The following is a 22,261-nucleotide window of genomic DNA, read 5'->3' as shown; positions in this document are numbered from 1 at the left end:
GCTTCGCCCGCACGGGGCCGTACCAACGACGAGGAGACGCCGATGGCATCAGCCATCACGCTGGCGGCAGACGCACCCACGCTGTCGCCCGCCAACACAGGCTTCATGCTGATCTGTTCCGCCCTGGTAATGCTCATGACGCCGGGCCTGGCCTTCTTCTACGGAGGCATGGTCCGCGTCAAGAGCACCCTGAACATGCTGATGATGAGCTTCATCAGCCTCGGGATCGTGACGATCCTGTGGGTGCTGTACGGCTTCTCCGTCGCGTTCGGCACCGACAAGGGCTCGATCATCGGCTGGGACGGCGACTTCGTCGGGCTCAGCGGGATCGGGCTGACCCAGCTCTGGGACGGCTACACGATCCCGGTCTACGTCTTCGCGGTCTTCCAGCTGATGTTCGCGATCCTCACGCCCGCCCTGATCAGCGGCGCGCTCGCGGACCGCGTGAAGTTCAGCGCCTGGGCGCTGTTCATCGCGCTGTGGGCCACGATCGTGTACTTCCCCGTCGCCCACTGGGTGTGGGGGACCGGTGGCTGGGCCTTCGAGCTCGGCGTGATCGACTTCGCCGGCGGTACGGCCGTGCACATCAACGCCGGTGCCGCGGCGCTCGGCGTGATCCTCGTCATCGGCAAGCGCGTCGGCTTCAAGAAGGACCCGATGCGGCCGCACTCGCTGCCGTGGACGATGCTCGGCGCCGGTCTGCTCTGGTTCGGCTGGTTCGGCTTCAACGCCGGTTCGTGGCTGGGCAACGACGACGGCGTGGGCGCGCTGATGTTCCTCAACACGCAGGTCGCGACCGGCGCCGCGATGCTCGCCTGGCTGATCTACGAGAAGATGCGGCACGGCGCGTTCACCTCGCTCGGCGCCGCCTCCGGTGCCGTCGCCGGTCTGGTCGCCATCACTCCTTCCGGTGGTTCCTGCTCGCCGCTCGGCGCGATCGCCATCGGTGTCGTCGCCGGTGTCCTGTGCGCCATGGCCGTGGGCCTGAAGTACAAGTTCGGCTACGACGACTCGCTCGACGTCGTCGGCGTCCACCTGGTCGGCGGCGTCGTCGGCTCCCTGCTCGTCGGCTTCTTCGCCACGGGCGGCGGCCAGTCCGACGCGGCCGGCCTGTTCTACGGCGGCGGCCTCGACCAGTTCTGGAAGCAGTGCGCCGGTGTCGGCGGTGTCCTCGCCTACTCCCTGATCGTCTCCGCGGTCCTCGCCTTCGCCCTCGACAAGACCATGGGCATGCGGGTCGAGGAGGACGACGAGGTCTCCGGCATCGACCAGGCCGAGCACGCCGAGACGGCGTACGACTACAGCGGTGCCGGCGGTGGCGCCCTGGCCCGCCAGGCCGTCCCCGCGCCGTCCGCCGCTGCCGCCCAGGACCCGAAGAACACGAAGAAGGTCGACGCATGAAGCTGATCACCGCGGTCGTCAAGCCGCACCGGCTCGACGAGATCAAGGAAGCCCTCCAGGCCTTCGGCGTCCAGGGCCTGACCGTGACCGAGGCCAGCGGCTACGGCCGTCAGCGCGGCCACACCGAGGTCTACCGTGGGGCCGAGTACACCGTCGACCTGGTACCCAAGATCCGTATAGAGGTCCTGGTCGAGGACGACGACGCCGAGCAGCTGCTCGATGTCGTCGTGAAGGCGGCGCGGACCGGCAAGATCGGTGACGGAAAGGTCTGGTCGGTCCCCGTCGAGACCGCCGTGCGGGTCCGCACCGGAGAGCGTGGACCGGACGCGCTGTAACGGATCATTCATGGACGAATCGGGAGTCGCCGGGTGACGAGCGTGAACGACGTACGTGCTGAATCAGAGGATTCCGGACCCGGCGGCTATGCGGCGGCCCGACTGCGCCTCCTCCAGGGGGACGCGCGGTCCGGGCCGCCGCGCCGTGCCGCCCTCGCCGAACTCACCGACGACTGGCTCGTCGGGCTCTTCGGCGCCGGAGCGCCGGGCGTCTCGCTGGTGGCGGTCGGCGGCTACGGGCGCGGCGAACTCTCGCCGCGCAGCGACCTCGACCTGCTCCTGCTGCACGACGGCTCGGCGGACGCCGACGAGGTCGCGGCGCTCGCCGACCGCATCTGGTACCCGATCTGGGACCTCGGCCTCGCCCTCGACCACTCCGTGCGGACGCCGTCCGAGGCGCGCAAGACCGCGGGCGACGACCTCAAGGTGCAGCTGGGCCTGCTCGACGCCCGGCACATCGCCGGTGACCTCGGCCTGACGGCGGGCCTGCGCACCGCCGTGCTCGCGGACTGGCGCAACCAGGCGCCCAAGCGGCTGCCCGAGCTGCGCGAGCTGTGCGAGGAACGGGCCGCCCGCCAGGGCGAGTTGCAGTACCTGCTCGAACCGGACCTGAAGGAGGCGCGCGGGGGCCTGCGGGACGCCACCGCGCTGCGCGCCGTCGCCGCGTCGTGGCTCGCGGACGCACCCCGCGAGGGCCTCTCCGACGCGCGGCGCCGGCTCCTCGACGTACGCGACGCCCTGCACCTGGCCACCGGGCGCGCCACCGACCGGCTCGCGCTCCAGGAGCAGGACCAGGTCGCCGCCGAACTCGGCCTGCTGGACGCCGACACGCTGCTGAGGCAGGTGTACGAGGCCGCGCGCACCATCGCGTACGCCAGTGACGTCACCTGGCGCGAAGTGGGGCGGGTACTCAAGTCCCGGTCCGCCAGGCCCCGGCTGCGGTCCCTGCTCGGCGGCGGGAAGGCCGCGCCGATCGAGCGGTCGCCGCTCGCCGAGGGCGTCGTCGAGATGGACGGTGAGGTGGTGCTCGCCCGCGCCGCCAAGCCCGACCGCGACCCGGTCCTGCCGCTGCGCGCCGCCGCCGCGGCCGCCCAGGCCGGGCTGCCGCTGTCGCTGCACGCGGTGCGCCGGATGGCGGCCGCCGCCCGGCCGCTGCCCACGCCCTGGCCCGCCGAGGCGCGCGAACAGCTGGTGACCCTGCTCGGCGCGGGCCGCCCCACCGTCGAGGTGTGGGAGGCGCTGGAGGCCGAGGGGCTGATCACGCGGCTGATCCCGGACTGGGAGCGGGTGCGGTGCCGACCGCAGCGCAACGCCGTCCACACCTGGACGGTCGACCGGCACCTCGTCGAAACCGCCGTGCGCGCCGCCGAGTTGACGCGCCGCGTGCACCGGCCCGACCTGCTGCTCGTCGCGGCGCTGCTGCACGACATCGGCAAGGGCTGGCCGGGGGACCACTCGGTGGCCGGGGAGATCATCGCGCAGGACGTGGCCGCGCGAATCGGCTTCGACCGCGCCGACGTCGCCGTGCTCGCCTCCCTCGTCCGCCACCACCTGCTGCTCATCGAGACCGCCACCCGGCGCGACCTGGAGGACCCGGCGACCGTACGGTCCGTCGCGGACGCGGTCGGCTCGACCGGCACGCTCGAACTGCTGCACGCGCTGACCGAGGCCGACGCGCTGGCCACCGGGCCCGCCGCCTGGTCGTCCTGGCGCGGCTCCCTCGTCGCCGACCTGGTCAAGCGGGTCTCCGCGGTGCTCGCGGGCGACGAACCGGTCGACCCGGACGACGCCGAGCCGACGGCCGAGCAGGAGCGGCTCGCGGTGGAGGCCCTGCGCACCGGCGGCCCCGTGCTGGCGCTGCGGGCACAGACCGACGCCGTACCGACCGAGGCCGAGGGGTCCGCCGAACCGGAGCCGCTCGGCGTCGAGCTGGTGATCGCGGTGCCCGAGCAGGACGGGGTGCTGCCGGCCGTCGCCGGGGTGCTCGCCATGCACCGGCTGACCGTGCGCACGGCGGAGCTGCGGGCGCTGCGGCTCAGCGAGGTGGAGGGCGACGCACTGGTGCTGAACTGGCGCGTCGCCGCCGAGTACGGCTCCCTGCCGCAGGCCGCACGGCTGCGCGCCGATCTCGTACGGGCCCTCGACGGCTCGCTCGACATCGCGGCGCGGCTCGCCGAGCGGGACGCCGCGTATCCGCGCAGGCGCGGCGTGGTGGCGCCGCCGGCCCGGGTGACGGTGGCGTCCGCGGGATCGCGGCGGGCGACGGTGATCGAGGTGCGGGCGCACGACGTGCCGGGGCTGCTGCACCGCATCGGGCGGGCCCTTGAGGGGTCCGGGGTGCGGGTGCGTTCGGCGCACGTGTCGACGCTGGGCGCCAACGCGGTCGACGCGTTCTACGTGGCCGGGGGTGACGGCAGGCCGCTGGCTCCGGAGGAGGCGGTGTCCGTGGCGCGCGGCGTGGAGGAGTCGCTGCGGGGGTGACGGGGCCGGGGTGCGCGCACCCCGGCCCCGTGGGCGTCACTTTCCGATGAAGCCGTTGGCGCGCAGGAAGTACAGCGCGGCCTGGTCGGCGCTCCTGCCCTCCAGGTCGACCATTCCGTTGAGCTCGATGACGGTCTCCTCGGTGAGCGCGTTTCCGAGCTTCTTCGCCAGCTTCGCGAGCTGGGGGTACTTCCTGGCGGTCTCGTCGCGCACGGTCAGCGCGGCCAGCTCCGTCGTGAAGTGCCCCTTGTCGTCGTCCAGGACCTTCAGGTCCAGGGACTTCAGGCGGGCGTCCGTGGTGAACACCTCGGCGAACGCGCAGGGGCTGCCCTTGGCGACGTTCACGAAGTTCAGCGCGAACGCGTTCTGGTAGACCTGCGGCGCCGGGAAGGTCAGCTGGTACGGGCTCTGTTCCAGCGCCGACAGCTCACGGTCCAGGAACTCCGAGGCGCCGCACAGCGTCGCCTCCTGCGGGTGCTCCTTCGTCAGCTCCGCCAGGTCGCTGATCGAGTCGACCTTCCCCGCGGGGCCCGGGGCGTCGGCGGCGCGCGCCAGTGCGTACTGGTCGCCGAACTTCGCCGGGCCCAGCCACTTGATGCCGTGCTTCTTCAGGTCCTCCTGAGAAGTCGCCCTGAACTGTGCCGCGCTGCCCCGCACCGGCTTGTCGTGCTGGAGGAACTGGGTCCAGCCGGTGCCGGAGTAGTCCCAGTACAGGTCGACGTCGCCGCTCTTGAGGGCGCTGCGCACGATCGTCGTGCCCTGGAGGCCGGTCTGGTCCGTGGTCTTCGCCCCGGCCGCCTCCAGCGCGTACTTCGTGATCTTGCCGAGGATCAGCTGCTCGGTGAACTCCTTGGAGCCGACCTTGAAGTGCGCGCCCTTGAGGTCGACGTCCTTGGCGATCGAACCGCTTTCGAGCTGCTTCTGGCTCGCCTTGCGCGGCAGGCCGCCGGAGTCGTCGGCGCCCGTGTCCGTACAGCCGGTCAGCGCGGCGCCGCCGAGCAGGGCCGCGCACAGGGCGAGGGACACCGGCCTGAATCGCTTGTGTGTGGTCACTTCTCTCCCAGGTCCCTTCTCACAGACCGCGCGGACGCAGCACGTTCTCGACGATCCCGGCGACCCAGTCCACGAGCAGCGCGAGCACGGCGACGAGGACACTGCCGGTGATCAGGACCAGGTTCCGGCTGGAGTTGATCCCGTTGGAGATCACGTCCCCGAGACCGCCCGCCCCGATGAACGTCGCGAGCGCGACCGTGCCCACCGTGATCACCAGCGCCGTACGGATACCGGCGAGCATCACCGGTACCGCGAGCGGCAGCTCGATCCGGCGCAGCACCTCCCACTTCGTCATGCCCATGCCCCGGGCGGACTCCAGGATCGACGGGTCCACCTGTTGCAGACCCGCGATGGTGTTGCGCAGCACCGGCAGCACCCCGTACGCGACGAACGCGATCAGCGCGATCTGCGTGACGCCGAGGCTGACGAAGGCCACCGCGAGCAGCACGATCAGGCCGAGCGAGGGCAGCGCCTGCCCGATGCTGGCGAGCGCGAGCACGGGTCCGGCGAGCGGGCGCGCCCAGCGGCGGGTCAGCAGCACGCCGAGCGGGATGGCGATCACGAGGATCAACACCGTCGCGGCGGCGGTCAGTTCGAGGTGGGTGAGGGTGCGGCTGAGCAGGTAGTCCGTGTTCAGGCTGCGCAGCTCGATCTGGTCCTTGTCCTGCCCGGAGACGTACCAGGCGAGGAGCGCGAGGACCACGGCGAGGGCGAGCGGGGTGAGGGCGAGACGCCACAACGGCGGCAGGACGCGGGTGCGTTCGGCGCTTCTCGGTGCGCCGGGAGCGTCCTCGACGAGTGCCTGGGTCACGGCCGGGCCCCCTGGAGCAGACCGGAGCCGCCGTCGGTGTGGATCAGCGTCCGCAGCGTGTCCAGGGAGACGACCCCGCGGTAGCGGCCGGCGTCGTCCACGACCGTCAGCGCGGACGCGTTCACGGCGAGCAGCTCGTCGAGCGCGTCGTACAGGCTGGTGGCCGGGCCGAGCGGGGAGATCAGCGGCAGCCGCGAGCCACCGCCCGATGGCAGCCAGCCGACGGGGTGGCGGTCCTCGTCCAGGACCACCACGAACGCGTGATCGCTGTCGGCGGCCGCGGCCTGCTGTTCCTCGGCGCTCGCCGACTCGGCGACCGTGGGCCACAGCGGGACGTCGACGTTCCCGAGCCGGGTGAGGGAGAGGCGGCGGACGGCCGCGCCCGAGCCGATGAAGTCGGTGACGAACTCGCTGGCGGGCTCGGCGAGGATCTTCTGAGGGGTGTCGTACTGGACGACGTTGCCGTGCTCGGCGAAGACGGCGATCTTGTCGCCCATCTTCACGGCCTCGTCGATGTCGTGGGTGACGAAGACGATCGTCTTGCGCAGCTTGGCCTGGATCCTCAGGAACTCGTTCTGCAGCGCCTCGCGGTTGAGCGGGTCGATCGCGCCGAACGGCTCGTCCATCAGCATCACCTGCGGGTCGCCGCCGAGCGCGCGGGCGACGCCGACGCGCTGCTGCTGACCTCCGGAGAGCTGCTTCGGATAGCGGCCGCGGTACGTGTCCGGGTCCAGGCCCACCATGTCGAGCAGCTCGTCCACGCGCGCGTGGACGCGTTTTCTGTCCCAGCCGAGCAGGCCGGGCACGGTGGCTATGTTCTGGGCGACCGTCCGGTGCGGGAAGAGGCCCGACTGCTGGATCGCGTAGCCGATGCGGCGGCGCAGCTCGTGCACCGGGATCTTCGTGACGTCCTCGTCGCCGAGGTGGATACGGCCCGAGGTCGGCTCGATCAGCCGGTTGATCAGCTTCATCGTCGTGGTCTTGCCGCAGCCGGAGGGGCCGACGAAGACCACGATCCGCCCCTCGGGGATCTCCAGCGTCAGATCGTCCACGGCCGGACGCTCCTGTCCCGGGTAGGACTTGGTCAGCCGGTCGAGCCGGATCATCGGGTGACCCCCTTCGGAGTGGTGAGACGGTTCAGCAGGGCGAAGAGCAGATCGAAGAGCAGGGCCAGGACGACGATGGCGAGCGCGCCCTCGAGCGTCAGATAGACGGCGTACGGGGTGCCCGCGCTGGCGAGTCCGTCGAGGATGAGCTTGCCGAGACCGGGGCCGTTCACGGCGGCGGCGATCGCGGCGATGCCGAGCAGCATCTGCGTCGCGACGCGCAGGCCGGTGAGGACGACGGGCCAGGCCAGCGGGAACTCGATGGTGGCCAGCACCTTCAGCCGGGTCATGCCCATCGCGTGCGCGGACTCCACGATCGCCGGGTCCAGCTCGCGCAGACCGACCACGGTGTTGCGTATGACGGGGAGCAGCGCGTAGAGCGTCAGGGCCACGACCGACGGTCCCGTGCCCAGGCCGAGCGGCGTGATCAGCAGGCCGAACAGCGCGTACGACGGAATCGTGAGGAGCAGTCCGGCCGCCCCGAGCACGGCGGCGCGCGGCGCCCGCGTCCGGTAGGTGAGGACCGCCACCGGCACCCCGATGAGCACCGCGAGGGCGAGCCCTTCGAGGACGAGCAGGGTGTGCGCGAGCGCGGCGTCGAGCACGTCGGGCCAGTTGCCCTGGAAGTAACCGAGGAAGTTCACGCCGGCCTGCCCTGGGGCGCGGGTGTTCTACGCACCGGCCGCGGCGGCCGGTGCGTGGCGGGGGAGGTCATCTGCGAGCTCCTGTTCACGTCGGGGTGCGTGCGGCGGTGCGCCGCACGGCTGCTGGTGGCGGTTCCGGGCGCGACCGGGCACGCCCCGGCCCGGGGCGAAGGTGAGGGGCGGCTTCGAAATCGGAGGGCGCCTACCCGGTCCGGCGGCGCTGATGTGCGTCGATTTACGAAACCGTTGGGCCCGTAATTATGGCGAACGCGCAGGTCACGCACGGATGGCCGCAGCGGATATCGCGTCTTATGCGCGGTTTTTTCGTATGTCGGTGCGGTCCACGCGGCGCTTCAGGACCGGGCCACTGACCACGGCCGCGCGGGCGGATACCCTGGAGGGCGACCTGTCCGTAAAGCCACCCGACCCGAGGATTCGCGACCGCCGTGTTCGACACTCTCTCCGATCGCCTCGCAGCGACATTCAAGAACCTCCGCGGCAAGGGGCGCCTCAGCGAGGCGGACATCGACGCCACGGCGCGCGAGATCCGGATCGCCCTCCTGGAAGCCGACGTGGCCCTGCCCGTCGTCCGCGCCTTCATCAAGCAGGTCAAGGAGCGCGCGCTCGGCGCCGAGGTCTCCCAGGCGCTGAACCCCGCCCAGCAGGTCATCAAGATCGTCAACGAGGAGCTCGTCGGCATCCTCGGCGGCGAGACCCGCCGGCTGCGCTTCGCCAAGACCCCGCCCACCGTGATCATGCTCGCGGGTCTCCAGGGTGCCGGTAAGACCACCCTGGCGGGCAAGCTCGGCCGCTGGCTCAAGTCCCAGGGGCACTCGCCGCTGCTCGTCGCCTGCGACCTCCAGCGCCCCAACGCCGTGAACCAGCTGAGCGTCGTCGCCGAGCGCGCCGGCGTCGGCGTCTACGCCCCGGAGCCGGGCAACGGGGTGGGCGACCCCGTGCAGGTCGCCAAGGACTCCATCGAGCACGCCAAGGCGAAGGTCTACGACGTGGTGGTCGTCGACACCGCCGGTCGTCTCGGCATCGACGAGGAGCTGATGCGGCAGGCCGCGGACATCCGCGACGCCGTCAGCCCCGACGAGATCCTCTTCGTCGTCGACGCCATGGTCGGTCAGGACGCGGTCAACACCGCCGAGGCCTTCCGCGACGGCGTCGGCTTCGACGGCGTGGTGCTCTCCAAGCTCGACGGTGACGCCCGCGGTGGTGCCGCGCTCTCCATCGCGCAGGTCACCGGCAAGCAGATCATGTTCGCCTCCAACGGCGAGAAGCTGGACGACTTCGACGCGTTCCACCCGGACCGCATGGCGTCCCGCATCCTCGGCATGGGCGACATGCTCACGCTGATCGAGAAGGCCGAGCAGACCTTCTCGCAGCAAGAGGCCGAGAAGATGGCCTCGAAGCTGGCCTCCAAGAAGGGCCAGGACTTCACGCTCGACGACTTCCTGGCCCAGATGGAGCAGGTCAGGAAGATGGGCTCCATCTCGAAGCTGCTCGGCATGATGCCGGGCATGGCCCAGATGAAGGACCAGATCGCCAACCTCGACGAGCGCGACGTCGACCGCACGGCCGCCATCATCAAGTCGATGACGCCGATCGAGCGCCAGGAGCCGACGATCATCAACGGCTCGCGCCGTGCCCGTATCGCCAAGGGTTCCGGTGTCGACGTCAGCGCGGTCAAGAACCTGATCGAGCGGTTCTTCGAGGCCCGCAAGATGATGTCCCGCATGGCCCAGGGCGGCGGCATGCCGGGGATGCCCGGGATGCCGGGCATGGGCGGCGGTCCCGGCCGGCAGAAGAAGCAGCCGAAGAAGGCCAAGGGCAAGCAGCGCTCCGGCAACCCGCTGAAGCGCAAGCAGCAGGAGCAGGAGGAGGCCGCCCGGCGCGCGGCCGCCGCCGAGGCGGGCGGCGCGCTCGGCCTGCCCGGCGCGGGCCAGCAGGACGGCAAGTTCGAGCTGCCCGACGAGTTCAAGAAGTTCATGGGCTGAGCCCACCTCGTCGCTCATGTAAGGGGCGCCCGCCACGGCGGACGCCCCTTACGCATGTCCACGAGTGGCGGGCCTGCGGCAACTGTGCGGTCATGGGCGGAAGGCCTGGGGCCGTGACCGCCCCGGAGAACGGCAGGCCACAGGAGGCGAGGCAGGCGTGGCGAACCCGGTACCCCCGCGTGATCGGACGGATCAGCCCTGGCGTTCCGAGGGCGCGCCGCCGCCACCGCCACCGCCGAACCCCAAGCGCAAGATGCCCGGCGGCTGGGGCAGCCTCATCCTGACGGCCCTGATCGTCTACCTCATCGCCAACCTGGTGCTGTCGTTCTTCAACGAGGGCGACGAGCCCACCGTCTCGTACACCGAGTTCAGCAAGCAGGTGGCCGACGACAACGTCAAGAAGATCTACTCCAAGGGCGACGCGATCCAGGGCGAGCTCAAGAAGGAGCAGAAGACCCCGGACGACAGCGACAGCAAGCGCGAGAACTACACCAAGTTCACGACGCAGCGCCCGTCCTTCGCCGACGACGACCTCTGGGCCGACTTGGAGAAGCACGACGTCACGGTGACGGCCGAACCCGTCGTCCAGGAGCGCAGCTTCCTCTCCAACCTGCTGATCTCGCTCGCCCCGATGCTCCTCCTCGTCGCGCTGTGGGTGTTCATCGCGCGCCGCATGAGCCAGGGCATGGGCGGCGGCGCGGGCGGCATGCTCGGCCGCAAGCAGCCGCCCAAGCCGGTCGAGCTGGAACCCGGCAAGAAGCGCACCACGTTCGAGGACGTCGCCGGCATCGACGAGGTCGCGGGAGAGCTGGGCGACGTCGTCGACTTCCTCAAGAACCCCGACGACTACCGCACCATGGGCGCCAAGATGCCCCGCGGCGTGCTCCTCGCGGGCCCGCCCGGCACCGGCAAGACGTTGCTCGCGCGCGCGGTCGCGGGTGAGGCCGGGGTGCCGTTCTTCTCGGCCTCCGCCTCGGAGTTCATCGAGATGATCGTCGGCGTCGGCGCCTCCCGCGTGCGCGAGCTGTTCGCCGAGGCCCGCAAGGTCGCCCCCTCGATCATCTTCATCGACGAGATCGACACCATCGGCCGGGCCCGCGGCGGCGGGGGCGGCGTCGGCGGCCACGACGAGCGCGAGCAGACCCTCAACCAGATCCTCACGGAGATGGACGGCTTCAGCGGCTCGGAGGGCGTCATCGTCATCGCCGCCACCAACCGCGCCGACGTCCTCGACCCGGCGCTGACCCGCCCCGGCCGCTTCGACCGCATCGTCAACGTCTCGCCGCCCGACCGCGGCGGCCGCGAGTCCATCCTCAAGATCCACACCCGTGGCATGCCGCTCGCCCCCGACGTCGACCTCGCCCAGGTCGCCCGGACGACGCCGGGCATGACCGGCGCCGAACTGGCCAACCTGACCAACGAGGCCGCGCTGCTCGCGGTCAAGCGCAAGCAGAAGCAGATCAACCAGACCGACCTCTCCGAAGCGCTGGAGAAGGTCCAGCTCGGCGCCGAGCGGCCCCTGGTGATGCCCGACGAGGAGCGCCGCCGCACCGCGTACCACGAGAGCGGCCACGCCCTCCTCGGCATGCTCCGGCCCGGCGCCGACCCCGTCCGCAAGATCACGATCGTGCCGCGCGGCCGGGCCCTCGGCGTCACGCTCTCCACTCCGGACTCCGACAAGTACGCGTACACGGAGGAGTACCTGAGGGGCCGCATCATCGGCGCCCTCGGCGGCATGGCGGCCGAGCACGTCGTCTACGGGGTCATCACGACCGGCGCCGAGAACGACCTCGAACAGGTCACCAACATCGCCCGCGGCATGGTCGCCCGCTGGGGCATGAGCGAGAAGGTCGGCCGCCTGTCCGCCCTCCCGAACGACGCCCAGCAGGCCTACGGGCTGTCCGCGGCCCCCGACACCCTCGACACCATCGACGGCGAGATGCGCCGCATCGTGGACGAGTGCTACGAGGAGGCGTGCCGGCAGCTGCGCGACAACATGGACAAGCTCGACGCGCTGGCCTCCGCGCTCCTGGAGAACGAGACGCTGGAGGAGGCCGACGCGTACCGCATCGCCGGCGTCACCCGCCTCACGAAGGACTGATCAAGCCCCTGCGGCGATTGAGCAGCGGGGGCCGGGGCGGAGCCCCGTGGCGTGGAGGGTCACCGGGTCCGGGCGATCAGGTAGCGGAAGACGTTCGGCATCCACACCGTGCCGTCGCCGCGCACATACGCCTGGAGCGCCTCCGACACCTCCTTGTCGACCTGCGCCGGGTCCGTCGCCCCCACGGCGGCGTCGAACAGGCCCGTGGACATCAGCCCGCGCACCGCGCTCTCGGCGTCCGCGTACCCGAAGGGACAGGCCACCCGCCCCGAACCGTCGGGCCGCAGCCCCGCCCGCTTCGCGACGTCCTCCAGGTCGTCCCGGAGGGCGGGACGCCAACTGCCCGTACTGCGCAGCGGGTCGGCGAGCCGGGTGGCCACCCGCAGGACGGACGACGTGGCGCAGCGCTCCGGTGGACCCCAGCCGGCCAGCACCACGGCGGCGCCCCGCTCCGCCATCGGCGCCACACGCTCCAGGCGCGCGGAGAGCCCCTCGGAGTCCCCGTCCACACAGCCGATCGGCTGGAAGTCGGTGATCACGCTGTACGGGCCCCCGCCGGGCTCCGTCGCGGTGAGGTCCGCGACGTCGGCCGTCGTGAGCCGCGCGTCCGCCGCCTCGCCCGACCGCGGCGCGCCCTCGGGCAGCAGCCGCTCCTTGGCCAGGGCCAGGCGCTCGGGCTCCGCGGGTTCGACGCCGGTCACGGCCGCGCCGCGCGAAGCCGCCATCAGGAGGGCGAGTCCGGAACCGCAGTCGAGCCCCAGGAGCCGGGTACCGGGACCGACCTCAAGGCGCTCGTACACCGCTTCGTAGAGCGGCACCAGCATCCGTTCCTGGATCTCCGCCCAGTCACGCGCGCGTGCGCACAAGTCCGACCGCGGCGCGGGCGCCGCCTGCGGGAACTGCCGCCGCACGAGCGTAGGTGTCATCGAAAGTGCCCCAATCAACCGAGAGATGCCGAGAGTTGTCGCTGTGCTGTCCGGCCGTCCGCGTGGTGTCCGGCCGCGTGCGCGCGCTGCTCGCACTCCCCCCGTATGCCAGGGAACTCCGCAACGTCCGTCACGTCTAGGGGGTGTTTGGCAGGCGCGGCGACATTGCACGCGTGCACCGTCGTGCGCCCCCAAGGGGTCATATGACGGGTGCACACGGGCATCCGGGCGAAAAGGACTCGAATGCCCCGCGGCCCGCGCCGTAGCATCCGCGACATGGCCACAACCCGTGTTCTCACGCCCCGGTCGGAAGACTTTCCGCGCTGGTACCAGGATCTGATCACCAAGGCCGAACTGGCCGACAACGGTCCGGTGCGCGGCACCATGGTCATCCGACCGTACGGCTACGGCCTGTGGGAGCGGATGCAGCGGGAGATGGACGACCGCATCAAGGAGACGGGCACGCAGAACGCGTACTTCCCGCTCCTGATTCCGCAGTCCTACCTCACCAAGGAGGCCGACCACGTCGAGGGCTTCGCGCCCGAGCTCGCCGTGGTCACGCACGGCGGCGGCAAGGAGCTGGAGGAGCCCGCCGTCGTCCGCCCCACCTCCGAGACGATCGTCAACGCCTCCTTCGCCAAGTGGGTGCAGAGCTACCGGGACCTCCCGCTGCTCATCAACCAGTGGGCGAACGTCGTCCGCTGGGAGCTGCGGCCCCGTCTCTTCCTCCGTACGACGGAGTTCCTCTGGCAGGAGGGCCACACGGCGCACGCGACCTACGAGGATGCGCGCGACTTCGCCGCGCGCATCCACCGGGACGTCTACGCCGACTTCATGGAGAACGTCCTCGCGATGGACGTCCTCCTTGGGCGCAAGACGCCCAAGGAGCGCTTCGCCGGCGCCATCAACACGCTCACCCTCGAAGGGATGATGGGTGACGGCAAGGCCCTCCAGATGGGCACCAGCCACGAACTCGGCCAGAACTTCGCCAAGGCCTTCCACACCCGCTACCTGTCCAAGGACGGCGCGGAGGAACTGGTCTGGCAGACCTCCTGGGGCTCCACGACCCGCATGATCGGCGCCCTGGTGATGATGCACGGAGACGACAACGGACTGCGCGTACCGCCCCGCCTCGCGGCCACCCAGGTCGTCGTGCTCGCCATCAAGGGCGACGAGGCCGTGCTGACCAAGGTGCGCGAAATCGGCGCCCTTCTTAAGAAGGCGGGAATCCGGGTCCACGTGGACGACCGCACCGACGTCCCCTTCGGGCGCCGCGCCGTCGACTGGGAGCTGAAGGGTGTGCCCGTACGCGTGGAGATCGGGCCCCGCGACCTGGAGAACGGCACGGGGATGCTCGCCCGGCGCATCCCCGGCGGCAAGACCTCCGTCGCCCTGGAGGCCCTGACCGCGGTGCTGCCCAAGATCCTGGACGAGGACCAGGCGCTGCTGCTCGCGCAGTCACGCGAGCGGCGGGAGCTGCGCACGACCGACGTGACCACGGTCGCCGAGGCCCTGGAGGCGACCTCCGCGGGCGGCTGGGCGCGCATCCCGTGGGCCACCCTCGGCGAGGCGGGCGAGAACGAGCTGGCCGGTCACGGCGTCTCCGTACGGTGCCTGATCACACCGGAAGGGGCGGTGCCGGACGCCGACGACGCGGCCGGTAACGTCGCGGTCGTGGCGCGCGCGTACTAGGCGCGGTTGCCGGGAGGGCGCGCGCCGAGGGCGTACATTCCACTACGCACCACCTTGGTGCGAGCTGTGAGCCTTCTCCGCAGATCGGCGCACCCGCCCTCGTCGGGACGCATCAGCGACAACTGACTGGTACGTGCAAATTATTTGGGATGCCCCGGAATAGGAACACGGAGGCACCTCGGCTCGTTGTCACGACGTGAGCACGACACCACCTGTTCTCGCCGCAGAGCTGGCAGGGGCGTGGGCCGACATTCAGCGGCACCACTCCGAGCTGCCGGATCTAGCCGCGCCCGAATCCCTGATCGGCGAGTCGTCGTCCGCCTGTGGACGCGAGCTCTCCTTCGAGCGACTCCTTCACGAAGCAGTCCACGGCATCGCAGCCGCGCGCGGAATCCGCGACACCTCGCGCGCCGGCCGCTATCACAACCGCAGATTCCTGGCCATCGCCGAGGAGTTGGGCCTCGACCATCCCGAGGAGCCGCACCCCAGCAGCGGCTTCTCGCTGGTCACGCTCAACCCCGAGGCGAAGCAGCGCTACCGGCAGACGATCGAGCGGATCCAGCGCGCCCTCAAGGCGCACACCGTGGCGACCGCCGCGGACACCAAGCGCAGCTTCCGCGGCCCGGCCGCGCGGCACGGCTCCTCCGGGGGCGGCGTCCGCGTCAAGGCGGTCTGCGACTGCGGGCGCAACGTCCGCGTCGTGCCGTCGGTGCTCGCGCAGGCCCCGATCATGTGCGGCGGCTGCGGGAAGCCGTTCCGTATTCCGGAGGTCGTCGGCGTCGCGGCGGGCTGAGTGGCTCTCCTGGTGGGGGCGGTCGGGGGGATTCGGCCGCCCCGGGGACGTGTGGCACAATGGCTAGCTGTACTCGACAGTCGCACAGGACCCCTCTCTCCTCCGGCTGACGCGTCCATCGGGCACTCGGGTACCGCAACCCCACGCGGCAATCTCGCCGTGCCCACCCACGTCAAGACCAGGAGACACCACTCCCGTGGCAGTCAAGATCAAGCTGAAGCGTCTGGGCAAGATCCGTTCGCCTCACTACCGCATCATCGTCGCCGACTCCCGCACCCGCCGTGACGGCCGTGCGATCGAGGAGATCGGTCTGTACCACCCGGTGCAGAACCCCTCGCGCATCGAGGTCGACTCGGAGCGCGCCCAGTACTGGCTGGGTGTCGGCGCGCAGCCGACCGAGCCGGTCATGGCCATCCTGAAGCTCACCGGTGACTGGCAGAAGCACAAGGGCCTGCCCGCCCCGGAGCCGCTGAAGGTCGCCGAGCCGAAGGCCGCCCGCCCCTCCTTCGAGGCGCTGGCCACCGAGGACGAGCCCAAGGGTGAGGCCATCACCCAGAAGAAGAAGGCTGAGAAGAAGGACGAGGCCGAGGCCGCGTCCGAGTCGACCGAGGCCTGAGCATGCTCGAGGAGGCTCTTGAGCACCTCGTGAAGGGCATCGTCGACAACCCCGACGACGTGCAGGTCGCCTCGCGCAACCTGCGCCGGGGCCGCGTCCTCGAGGTCCGGGTACACCCCGACGACCTCGGCAAGGTGATCGGCCGCAACGGCCGCACCGCGCGCGCCCTGCGAACCGTCGTGGGTGCCATCGGCGGCCGTGGTGTCCGCGTCGACCTCGTCGACGTCGACCAGGTTCGCTGAGAAAAGTTGAACACCGGCTCGGGCCGGGGAGGGCTTACGAGCCGTCCCCGGCCCGATTCGTTTGTGCCCCGTGGTGGGCTGACAGGAGAGTTTCGGACGTGCAGTTGGTAGTGGGGCGCATCGGCCGCGCCCACGGCATCAAGGGCGAGGTCACCATCGAGGTGCGCACCGACGAGCCCGAGCTGCGGCTCGGTCCGGGCGCGCGGCTCGGCACCGACCCCGCGTCCGCGGGACCGCTCACCATCGAGTCCGGCCGGGTGCACAGCGGCCGGCTGCTGCTGCGCTTCGAGGGCGTACGCGACCGGACCGGCGCCGAGGCGCTGCGCAACACGCTCCTGATCGCCGAGGTGGACCCCGAGGAACTGCCCGAGGAAGAGGACGAGTTCTACGACCACCAGCTCATGGACCTCGACGTCGTCACGGTCGACGGCACCGAGGTGGGCCGGATCACGGAGATCTCGCACCTGCCCTCGCAGGACCTGTTCATCGTGGAGCGCCCCGACGGCAGCGAGGTCATGATCCCGTTCGTCGAGGAGATCGTCACCGAGATCGACCTCGAGGAGCAGAAGGCGGTCATCGACCCGCCGCCGGGCCTCATCGACGACCGCGCCGAGATCGCGTCCTCGCGCGAAGAGGGGGACGAGTCCGCATGAGGCTCGACATCGTCACGATCTTCCCCGAGTACCTGGAACCGCTGAACGTCTCCCTCGTCGGCAAGGCCCGCGCGCGTGGCCAACTCGACGTCCACGCGCACGACTTGCGGCAGTGGACGCACGACCGGCACAACACGGTCGACGACACCCCCTACGGCGGCGGCCCCGGCATGGTCATGAAGACCGAGCCGTGGGGCGACTGCCTCGACGACGTGCTCGCCGAGGGGTACGAGAGCGGGGCCCAGGGGCCCGTCCTGGTCGTCCCCACGCCCTCCGGGCGCCCCTTCACCCAGGAACTCGCCGTGGAGCTCTCCGAGCGCCCCTGGCTGGTCTTCACGCCCGCCCGCTACGAGGGCATCGACCGCCGCGTCATCGACGAGTACGCCACCCGCATGCCGGTCTACGAGGTCTCCATCGGCGACTACGTCCTCGCGGGCGGCGAGGCCGCCGTCCTCGTGATCACGGAGGCCGTGGCGCGGCTGCTGCCCGGCGTCCTCGGCAACGCCGCCTCGCACGAGGACGACTCCTTCGCGCCCGGCGCCATGGCCAACCTCCTCGAAGGCCCCGTCTACACCAAGCCCCCCGAGTGGCGCGGCCGGGACATCCCCGACGTGCTGCTCAGCGGCCACCACAGCAAGATCGCCCGCTGGCGGCGCGACGAGGCGCTGCGCCGCACCGTGCGCAACCGGCCCGACCTGATCGAGCGCACCGACCCCAAGGCCTTCGACAAGAAGGACCGCGAAATGCTCTCGATCCTGGGCTGGGGCCCCCGTCCCGACGGACGATTTGGGCCGACGCCCGGGGTCGTGGAAGAATAGGCCGCTGCTGTACGTCCAGCCTGCGCCCCTGCCACAGGGGGAACGACGCAAGGCCCGACGCGATCAGCTACCGAAACTCATCGCATACCTCCCGTCGATGACCTGTGGCATCGACGAAGAAAGCAGACGATCATGTCCAACCTGCTCGACTCCGTCGATGCCGCTTCGCTGCGCAGCGACGTCCCGGACTTCCGTCCCGGTGACACCGTCAACGTGCACGTCCGCGTCATCGAGGGCAACCGCTCCCGTGTGCAGCAGTTCAAGGGCGTAGTCATCCGCCGCCAGGGCGCCGGTGTCCGCGAGACCTTCACGGTCCGCAAGGTCTCCTTCTCCGTCGGCGTCGAGCGCACCTTCCCGGTGCACACGCCGATCGTCGAGAAGATCGAGCTCGTCACCCGTGGTGACGTCCGCCGCGCCAAGCTGTACTACCTCCGTGAGCTGCGCGGCAAGGCCGCGAAGATCAAGGAGAAGCGCGAGAACTGAGCCGCTCGGCGCCCCCAGGGGGCGCCGGCGCATCTCGCCTGCGGAGTCCAGGGAGCGGCCGGATAGCATCTGGCCTCGATGGACACCACAGCACAGCACGAGGAGCGCGACCGTTCCTCCGAGCCCCACGAGAACACCTCACAGGGCGAGGAGGGCCGGTCGCGCTCCTCTTTGCTGTCCGGGGTGGCCGACTGGCTGCCCGGCGGCCGCATCACCCTGTCCGTCCTGCTGTGCCTGGCGTTCCTGCTGGCGTTCACCGTCTTCGTGATGCAGCCGTTCCAGATCCCCAGCGGCTCCATGGAGAGCACATTGAGGGTCGGGGACCGCGTTCTCGTAAATAAGTTGGCGTACCGTTTCGGTGCCGAGCCGACCCGCGGCGATGTGGTCGTCTTCGACGGCAGTGGGTATTTCGGAGAGGGCGACTACATCAAGCGCGTCGTGGGCACCGGGGGAGACCACGTGGTCTGCTGCGACAGCAAGGGGAGGGTCGAGGTGAACGGGAAGTCCGTGGACGAGCGCTCCGTGCTGCACGCCGGGGACAAGCCTTCGGCGGTGCCCTTCGACATCGTGGTTCCCGAGGACACTCTCTTCCTGCTCGGCGATCACCGCAGCGACTCCCGTGACTCCCGCGACTACCTGGGCGCGCCGGGCGGCGGCTTCGTCCCCGTGGACCAGGTGATCGGCAGGGCCGAGTGGATCGCCTGGCCGACCGGACACTGGCACTCCTTGTCGCGTGAGGACATCTACGCGCGCGTGCCCGCCGCCGGCGGCGCCCATGGGTAGGCGCGGCAAGTCCCGCAGTCACCACGGCGACGAGCGGCTGCCCACCGGCAGCAGGCCCACCAGCGGCCCCGCACAGCCCGGCCGGGCCGAGCGGCGCAAGCTCGCCCGCAAGGTGAAGCGGCGCCGCAGGCGCTCTGCCCTCAAGGAGATACCCCTCCTCATAGGCGTGGCCCTGGCCATCGCCCTCGTACTGAAGACGTTCCTCGTGCAGGCCTTCGTGATCCCCTCGGGCTCCATGGAACAGACGATCAGGATCGGCGACCGGGTCCTGGTCGACAAGCTCACCCCCTGGTTCGGCGCGCAGGTGCAGCGCGGTGACGTCGTCGTCTTCAACGACCCGGACAACTGGCTGAAGCAGGAGGCCGTCCAGAAGAAGAACGCCCCGGTCGGCGTGAAGCAGGTCAAGGAAGGCCTGACCTGGATCGGGCTGCTGCCCTCCGACGACGAGCGGGACCTCATCAAGCGGGTCGTCGGCGTCGGCGGCGACACCGTGAAGTGCTGCGACAAGCAGGGCCGCGTCACGGTCAACGGGACTCCGCTCGAAGAGCGCTCCTACATCCACCCGGGGAACGCCCCCTCAAAGTTCGACTTCTCGGTGAAGGTGCCCGAGGGGCGACTGTTCGTGCTGGGCGACCACCGGGCCAACTCGGCCGATTCGCGCTACCACTTGAACGACAAGAACGACGGCTTCGTGCCGGTCGACAACGTCGTGGGACGGGCCCGCTTCATCGGCTGGCCGATCGGGCACTGGGCCTCGCTGGAGGAACCGACGACCTTCGCCGCCGTGGCCGACGCGCAAGGGGACGGGTCGACCACAGCCTCAGGAACGTCGCATAGGGTGGCCTCCACGTACGGTGCCGGACCGGGCTCGAACGCTTCGGATTCGGACGGATTTATCCCCCTCCCGACCCCTGCGGAACTCCCGCTCGTTATGGGAGTGGTGGGCCTGCATCGGATACGGATCAGGCAGCGGCACGGAGTGAGGAGTGGATGTGGGGGACTTGGCGGTCGGCGCACGGTCAGGGCATGGTCCCGAAGAGGAGCCCGGACGAACCGACGGCGCGGCGGGTCCGGGTCCCGAGGGTCCGGCCCCGGAGACGGGTGACGGCTCGACGGCCGCTCCCGCGAGCGACACGGCAGAGGGCGGCGCCGAGCGCGGCGGGCCCAAGAAGCAGCGTTCCTTCTGGAAGGAGCTGCCGCTCCTCATCGGTATCGCTCTCGTCCTGGCGCTGCTGATCAAGACCTTCCTGGTCCAGGCGTTCTCGATCCCGTCGGCGTCGATGGAGAACACGCTGAAGATCGGCGACCGGGTCCTGGTCGACAAGCTCACCCCGTGGTTCGGCTCGGAGCCGGAGCGCGGCGAGGTCATCGTCTTCCACGACCCGGCGGACTGGCTGGCGGGCGAGCCGACGGCGGAGCCGAACGCGGTGCAGACGGTGCTCAGCTGGGTGGGTCTGATGCCGTCGGCCGACGAGAAGGACCTCATCAAGCGCGTCGTGGGCGTCGGCGGCGACACCGTCGAGTGCAACGGCACGGGCCCGCTCAAGATCAACGGCAAGGCGCTGAACGAGCCGTACGTCTACCCGGGCAACACCCCGTGCACCGACGACAACGCGGGTGGAACGTTCAAGGTGAAGGTTCCCGAGGGCAAAGTTTGGGTCATGGGTGACCACCGCCAGGACTCCATGGACTCGCGCTACCACCAGAACGACAAGAACGACGGCTTCGTGCCGGTCGACAACGTCGTAGGACGCGCCATCGTCGTGGCCTGGCCGCCCACGCACTGGTCGACGCTGCCGGTGCCGGACACCTTCGACCAGTCGGGCCTGGGCGCCGCGGCGAACGTCGTTCCGGGCGCGCTCGGACTCGCGGGTGCGGCGCCTCTGGTGCTGTGGCGCAGGCGCAAGATCAACCAGCGCGTTACCGAGGGGAACACCAGGGTTTCTGGGACTGGTAGCGCGGGGTAGTGTGCCGTCCCAGATCGCCGATCTTCTGTGGTCCGCGCCGTTCCGGGGCCGGTTCGACGAGATCGATTTCTCCGAACCGGGGGAGCAACTGGGATGAGCAGGACGCGTCGTACGAATGAGGGCCACGGCAAGGTCGGCAGCGCGCTGTCCGGCATAGCCGTGGCCCTCGGCTGTGTGCTCTTCCTGGGAGGGTTCGTCTGGGGCGCCATCGTGTACCAGCCGTACACGGTGCCCACCGACTCCATGGACCCGACGATCAAGGCGGGCGACCGTGTCCTCGCGGAGCGGATCGACGGCAGTGACGTCAAGCGCGGTGACGTCGTGGTCTTCCAGGAAGCGACCTGGGGAAACGTTCCGATGGTCAAGCGCGTCGTCGGCGTCGGCGGTGACAAGATCGCCTGCTGCACGGACGACAAACTGACGGTCAACGGCAAGCAGATCGACGAGCCGTACCTCCCCAAGGGCGAGAGCGCCTCGCTCACCGGCATCAAGACCACGACCGTCCCGCAGGGCCGGCTCTTCCTGCTCGGCGACCACCGCTCGGACTCGATGGACTCCAGCATGCACCTGGGCGACAGCGAGAACGGCTCGGTGGAGCGCGGCGCCGTGCAGGGCCGCGTGGACGCCCTGGCGTGGCCCATGGCGGGCATGCAGAAGCCCACCGGGTTCGAGGCGCTGCCGGGCGGCATCTCGCAGCCGGGACCGGTGAAGACGATCCTCGCGGCCATCGTGGTGGGCGCCGTGCTGGTGCTCGGCGGGGCGGCGTACGGCCCGATCGCGAAGCGTGCGCAGCGCTCGCGCGGCCGGACCCCGGAGCCTGCCCGTGCCTGAACTCGGCCAAGAACTGCGCAGGGTCGCCCGGGTCGTCCTGCTCGACCCCGAGGGGCGGATCCTGCTGCTACACGGGCACGAGCCGGGCGACCTGGCGAACGACTGGTGGTTCACGCCGGGCGGCGGTCTGGAGGGCGACGAGACGCGTGAGGAGGCCGCCCTGCGGGAACTGGCAGAGGAGACCGGCATCACCGACGTCGAACTGGGGCCTGTGCTGTGGCAGCGGATCTGCTCCTTCCCCTTCGACGGCCGACGCTGGGACCAGGACGAGTGGTACTTCCTGGCCCGTACGAGCACGCCCTCCGCGGGACTCGGGGAGATCAACGAGACGGGCCTGACCGACCTGGAGCGACGCAGCGTCGTGGGAGCGCGCTGGTGGACGTGCCGGGAACTGGTCGAGGCGCATGAGACGGTGTATCCGACCAGACTCGCCGAGCTGCTGACGCGGCTGCTCGACGAAGGTCCCCCGGGCCGGCCCGAGATCCTCGACACGGAAATCGTCTAGAGGCGCACGAGGCTGGC

At 70.5% G+C, this 22,261-nt stretch carries 22 protein-coding genes; 17 read left to right on the top strand and 5 right to left on the bottom strand.

Going from position 1 to position 22,261, the window contains the following annotated elements:
* Positions 1–42 precede the first annotated feature (42 nt).
* The 3 genes from ACYBSK_RS29635 to ACYBSK_RS29625 are packed head-to-tail and all read left to right on the top strand — an operon-like array spanning position 43 to position 4,217.
* Complete coding sequence (locus ACYBSK_RS29635; RefSeq protein ID WP_460243967.1) at positions 43–1,401, top strand: ammonium transporter; 1,359 nt, start codon at positions 43–45, stop codon at positions 1,399–1,401.
* Positions 1,398–1,736, top strand: coding sequence for a P-II family nitrogen regulator (locus tag ACYBSK_RS29630; protein WP_457480316.1), 339 nt, complete (start codon positions 1,398–1,400; stop codon positions 1,734–1,736). The genes ACYBSK_RS29635 and ACYBSK_RS29630 overlap by 4 nt, the downstream gene beginning before the upstream one ends.
* Positions 1,737–1,769: 33 nt before the next feature.
* Positions 1,770–4,217, top strand: a complete 2,448-nt coding sequence (locus ACYBSK_RS29625) for a [protein-PII] uridylyltransferase (protein WP_460243966.1) — start codon at positions 1,770–1,772, stop codon at positions 4,215–4,217.
* Between the two features lie 36 nt (positions 4,218–4,253).
* Here ACYBSK_RS29625 and ACYBSK_RS29620 read toward each other — a convergent pair whose 3' ends face one another.
* The 4 genes from ACYBSK_RS29620 to ACYBSK_RS29605 are packed head-to-tail and all read right to left on the bottom strand — an operon-like array spanning position 4,254 to position 7,831.
* Entirely contained in the window at positions 4,254–5,270 is a 1,017-nt protein-coding gene (locus tag ACYBSK_RS29620) for a glycine betaine ABC transporter substrate-binding protein (protein WP_460243964.1), read from the bottom strand.
* Positions 5,271–5,289: 19 nt separating this feature from the next.
* The gene (locus ACYBSK_RS29615; RefSeq protein WP_460243963.1) at positions 5,290–6,081 is read right to left on the bottom strand and encodes an ABC transporter permease; all 792 of its coding nucleotides are present in this window, start codon (positions 6,079–6,081) and stop codon (positions 5,290–5,292) included.
* Complete coding sequence (locus tag ACYBSK_RS29610; protein ID WP_460243962.1) at positions 6,078–7,187, bottom strand: ABC transporter ATP-binding protein; 1,110 nt, start codon at positions 7,185–7,187, stop codon at positions 6,078–6,080. The genes ACYBSK_RS29615 and ACYBSK_RS29610 overlap by 4 nt, the downstream gene beginning before the upstream one ends.
* Complete coding sequence (locus tag ACYBSK_RS29605) at positions 7,184–7,831, bottom strand: ABC transporter permease (protein ID WP_457480311.1); 648 nt, start codon at positions 7,829–7,831, stop codon at positions 7,184–7,186. Before ACYBSK_RS29605 ends, ACYBSK_RS29610 begins: the two co-directional genes overlap by 4 nt.
* Before the next feature lie 446 nt (positions 7,832–8,277).
* Between ACYBSK_RS29605 and ffh the strand changes: the two genes are divergently transcribed.
* Together ffh and ftsH are read left to right on the top strand one after the other, a co-directional pair.
* Positions 8,278–9,834, top strand: coding sequence for a signal recognition particle protein (gene ffh, locus ACYBSK_RS29600; RefSeq protein WP_460243961.1), 1,557 nt, complete (start codon positions 8,278–8,280; stop codon positions 9,832–9,834).
* Positions 9,835–9,991: 157 nt separating this feature from the next.
* Complete coding sequence (gene ftsH, locus ACYBSK_RS29595) at positions 9,992–11,935, top strand: ATP-dependent zinc metalloprotease FtsH (protein ID WP_460243960.1); 1,944 nt, start codon at positions 9,992–9,994, stop codon at positions 11,933–11,935.
* Positions 11,936–11,994: 59 nt separating this feature from the next.
* Here the strand turns inward: ftsH and ACYBSK_RS29590 are convergent, their stop codons facing one another.
* Positions 11,995–12,861 carry an SAM-dependent methyltransferase gene (locus ACYBSK_RS29590; protein ID WP_460243959.1) on the bottom strand — a complete coding sequence of 289 codons (867 nt, stop codon included), beginning with the start codon at positions 12,859–12,861 and terminating at the stop codon, positions 11,995–11,997.
* A 276-nt stretch (positions 12,862–13,137) separates the two neighbouring features.
* On the opposite strand from ACYBSK_RS29590, the gene proS reads away from it, so the two are divergent.
* From proS to ACYBSK_RS29530, 12 genes are all read left to right on the top strand, one after another.
* Positions 13,138–14,553, top strand: a complete 1,416-nt coding sequence (gene proS / locus ACYBSK_RS29585) for a proline--tRNA ligase (protein ID WP_460243958.1) — start codon at positions 13,138–13,140, stop codon at positions 14,551–14,553.
* Between the two features lie 196 nt (positions 14,554–14,749).
* Positions 14,750–15,346, top strand: a complete 597-nt coding sequence (locus ACYBSK_RS29580; protein WP_457480306.1) for a hypothetical protein — start codon at positions 14,750–14,752, stop codon at positions 15,344–15,346.
* 196 nt (positions 15,347–15,542) lie between these two features.
* A complete protein-coding gene (gene rpsP, locus ACYBSK_RS29575; RefSeq protein WP_457480305.1) occupies positions 15,543–15,962 on the top strand; it encodes a 30S ribosomal protein S16 in 420 nt (139 codons plus the stop codon).
* Between the two features lie 2 nt (positions 15,963–15,964).
* Entirely contained in the window at positions 15,965–16,204 is a 240-nt protein-coding gene (locus ACYBSK_RS29570) for an RNA-binding protein (protein WP_014176063.1), read from the top strand.
* A gap of 98 nt (positions 16,205–16,302) precedes the next feature.
* Positions 16,303–16,857 (top strand): ribosome maturation factor RimM, encoded by a 555-nt coding sequence (gene rimM, locus ACYBSK_RS29565; protein WP_457480304.1) that lies wholly within the window; start codon positions 16,303–16,305, stop codon positions 16,855–16,857.
* A complete protein-coding gene (trmD, locus tag ACYBSK_RS29560) occupies positions 16,854–17,675 on the top strand; it encodes a tRNA (guanosine(37)-N1)-methyltransferase TrmD (protein ID WP_457480303.1) in 822 nt (273 codons plus the stop codon). The genes rimM and trmD overlap by 4 nt, the downstream gene beginning before the upstream one ends.
* A gap of 132 nt (positions 17,676–17,807) precedes the next feature.
* Positions 17,808–18,158 carry a 50S ribosomal protein L19 gene (gene rplS, locus ACYBSK_RS29555; protein WP_457480302.1) on the top strand — a complete coding sequence of 117 codons (351 nt, stop codon included), beginning with the start codon at positions 17,808–17,810 and terminating at the stop codon, positions 18,156–18,158.
* Between the two features lie 78 nt (positions 18,159–18,236).
* Entirely contained in the window at positions 18,237–18,941 is a 705-nt protein-coding gene (lepB, locus tag ACYBSK_RS29550) for a signal peptidase I (RefSeq protein WP_457480301.1), read from the top strand.
* Positions 18,934–20,046, top strand: a complete 1,113-nt coding sequence (gene lepB, locus ACYBSK_RS29545; RefSeq protein ID WP_460243957.1) for a signal peptidase I — start codon at positions 18,934–18,936, stop codon at positions 20,044–20,046. Before lepB (ACYBSK_RS29550) ends, lepB (ACYBSK_RS29545) begins: the two co-directional genes overlap by 8 nt.
* Positions 19,934–20,908 (top strand): signal peptidase I, encoded by a 975-nt coding sequence (lepB, locus tag ACYBSK_RS29540; protein WP_460243956.1) that lies wholly within the window; start codon positions 19,934–19,936, stop codon positions 20,906–20,908. The genes lepB (ACYBSK_RS29545) and lepB (ACYBSK_RS29540) overlap by 113 nt, the downstream gene beginning before the upstream one ends.
* Positions 20,909–21,001: 93 nt before the next feature.
* Positions 21,002–21,739, top strand: coding sequence for a signal peptidase I (gene lepB, locus ACYBSK_RS29535; RefSeq protein ID WP_460243955.1), 738 nt, complete (start codon positions 21,002–21,004; stop codon positions 21,737–21,739).
* Positions 21,732–22,244, top strand: a complete 513-nt coding sequence (locus tag ACYBSK_RS29530) for an NUDIX hydrolase (RefSeq protein WP_457480297.1) — start codon at positions 21,732–21,734, stop codon at positions 22,242–22,244. Before lepB (ACYBSK_RS29535) ends, ACYBSK_RS29530 begins: the two co-directional genes overlap by 8 nt.
* The last annotated feature ends 17 nt before the right edge of the window (positions 22,245–22,261 follow it).

The organism is Streptomyces sp. BYX5S (assembly GCF_054724165.1).
The sequence above is the reverse complement of the archived record's forward strand: the minus strand, read 5'-3'. Positions and strand labels throughout refer to the sequence as shown.

What these genes read in the sequence shown, in the direction of transcription:
- ACYBSK_RS29635 (WP_460243967.1), top strand. Translation starts at nt 43, where the DNA reads ATGGCATCAGCCATCACGCTGGCGGCAGACGCACCCACGCTGTCGCCC.
- ACYBSK_RS29630 (WP_457480316.1), top strand. Translation starts at nt 1,398, where the DNA reads ATGAAGCTGATCACCGCGGTCGTCAAGCCGCACCGGCTCGACGAGATC.
- ACYBSK_RS29610 (WP_460243962.1), bottom strand. Translation starts at nt 7,187, where the DNA reads ATGATCCGGCTCGACCGGCTGACCAAGTCCTACCCGGGACAGGAGCGT.
- ACYBSK_RS29590 (WP_460243959.1), bottom strand. Translation starts at nt 12,861, where the DNA reads ATGACACCTACGCTCGTGCGGCGGCAGTTCCCGCAGGCGGCGCCCGCG.
- proS (WP_460243958.1), top strand. Translation starts at nt 13,138, where the DNA reads ATGGCCACAACCCGTGTTCTCACGCCCCGGTCGGAAGACTTTCCGCGC.
- ACYBSK_RS29570 (WP_014176063.1), top strand. Translation starts at nt 15,965, where the DNA reads ATGCTCGAGGAGGCTCTTGAGCACCTCGTGAAGGGCATCGTCGACAAC.
- trmD (WP_457480303.1), top strand. Translation starts at nt 16,854, where the DNA reads ATGAGGCTCGACATCGTCACGATCTTCCCCGAGTACCTGGAACCGCTG.
- rplS (WP_457480302.1), top strand. Translation starts at nt 17,808, where the DNA reads ATGTCCAACCTGCTCGACTCCGTCGATGCCGCTTCGCTGCGCAGCGAC.
- lepB (WP_457480301.1), top strand. Translation starts at nt 18,237, where the DNA reads ATGGACACCACAGCACAGCACGAGGAGCGCGACCGTTCCTCCGAGCCC.
- lepB (WP_460243957.1), top strand. Translation starts at nt 18,934, where the DNA reads ATGGGTAGGCGCGGCAAGTCCCGCAGTCACCACGGCGACGAGCGGCTG.
- lepB (WP_460243955.1), top strand. Translation starts at nt 21,002, where the DNA reads ATGAGCAGGACGCGTCGTACGAATGAGGGCCACGGCAAGGTCGGCAGC.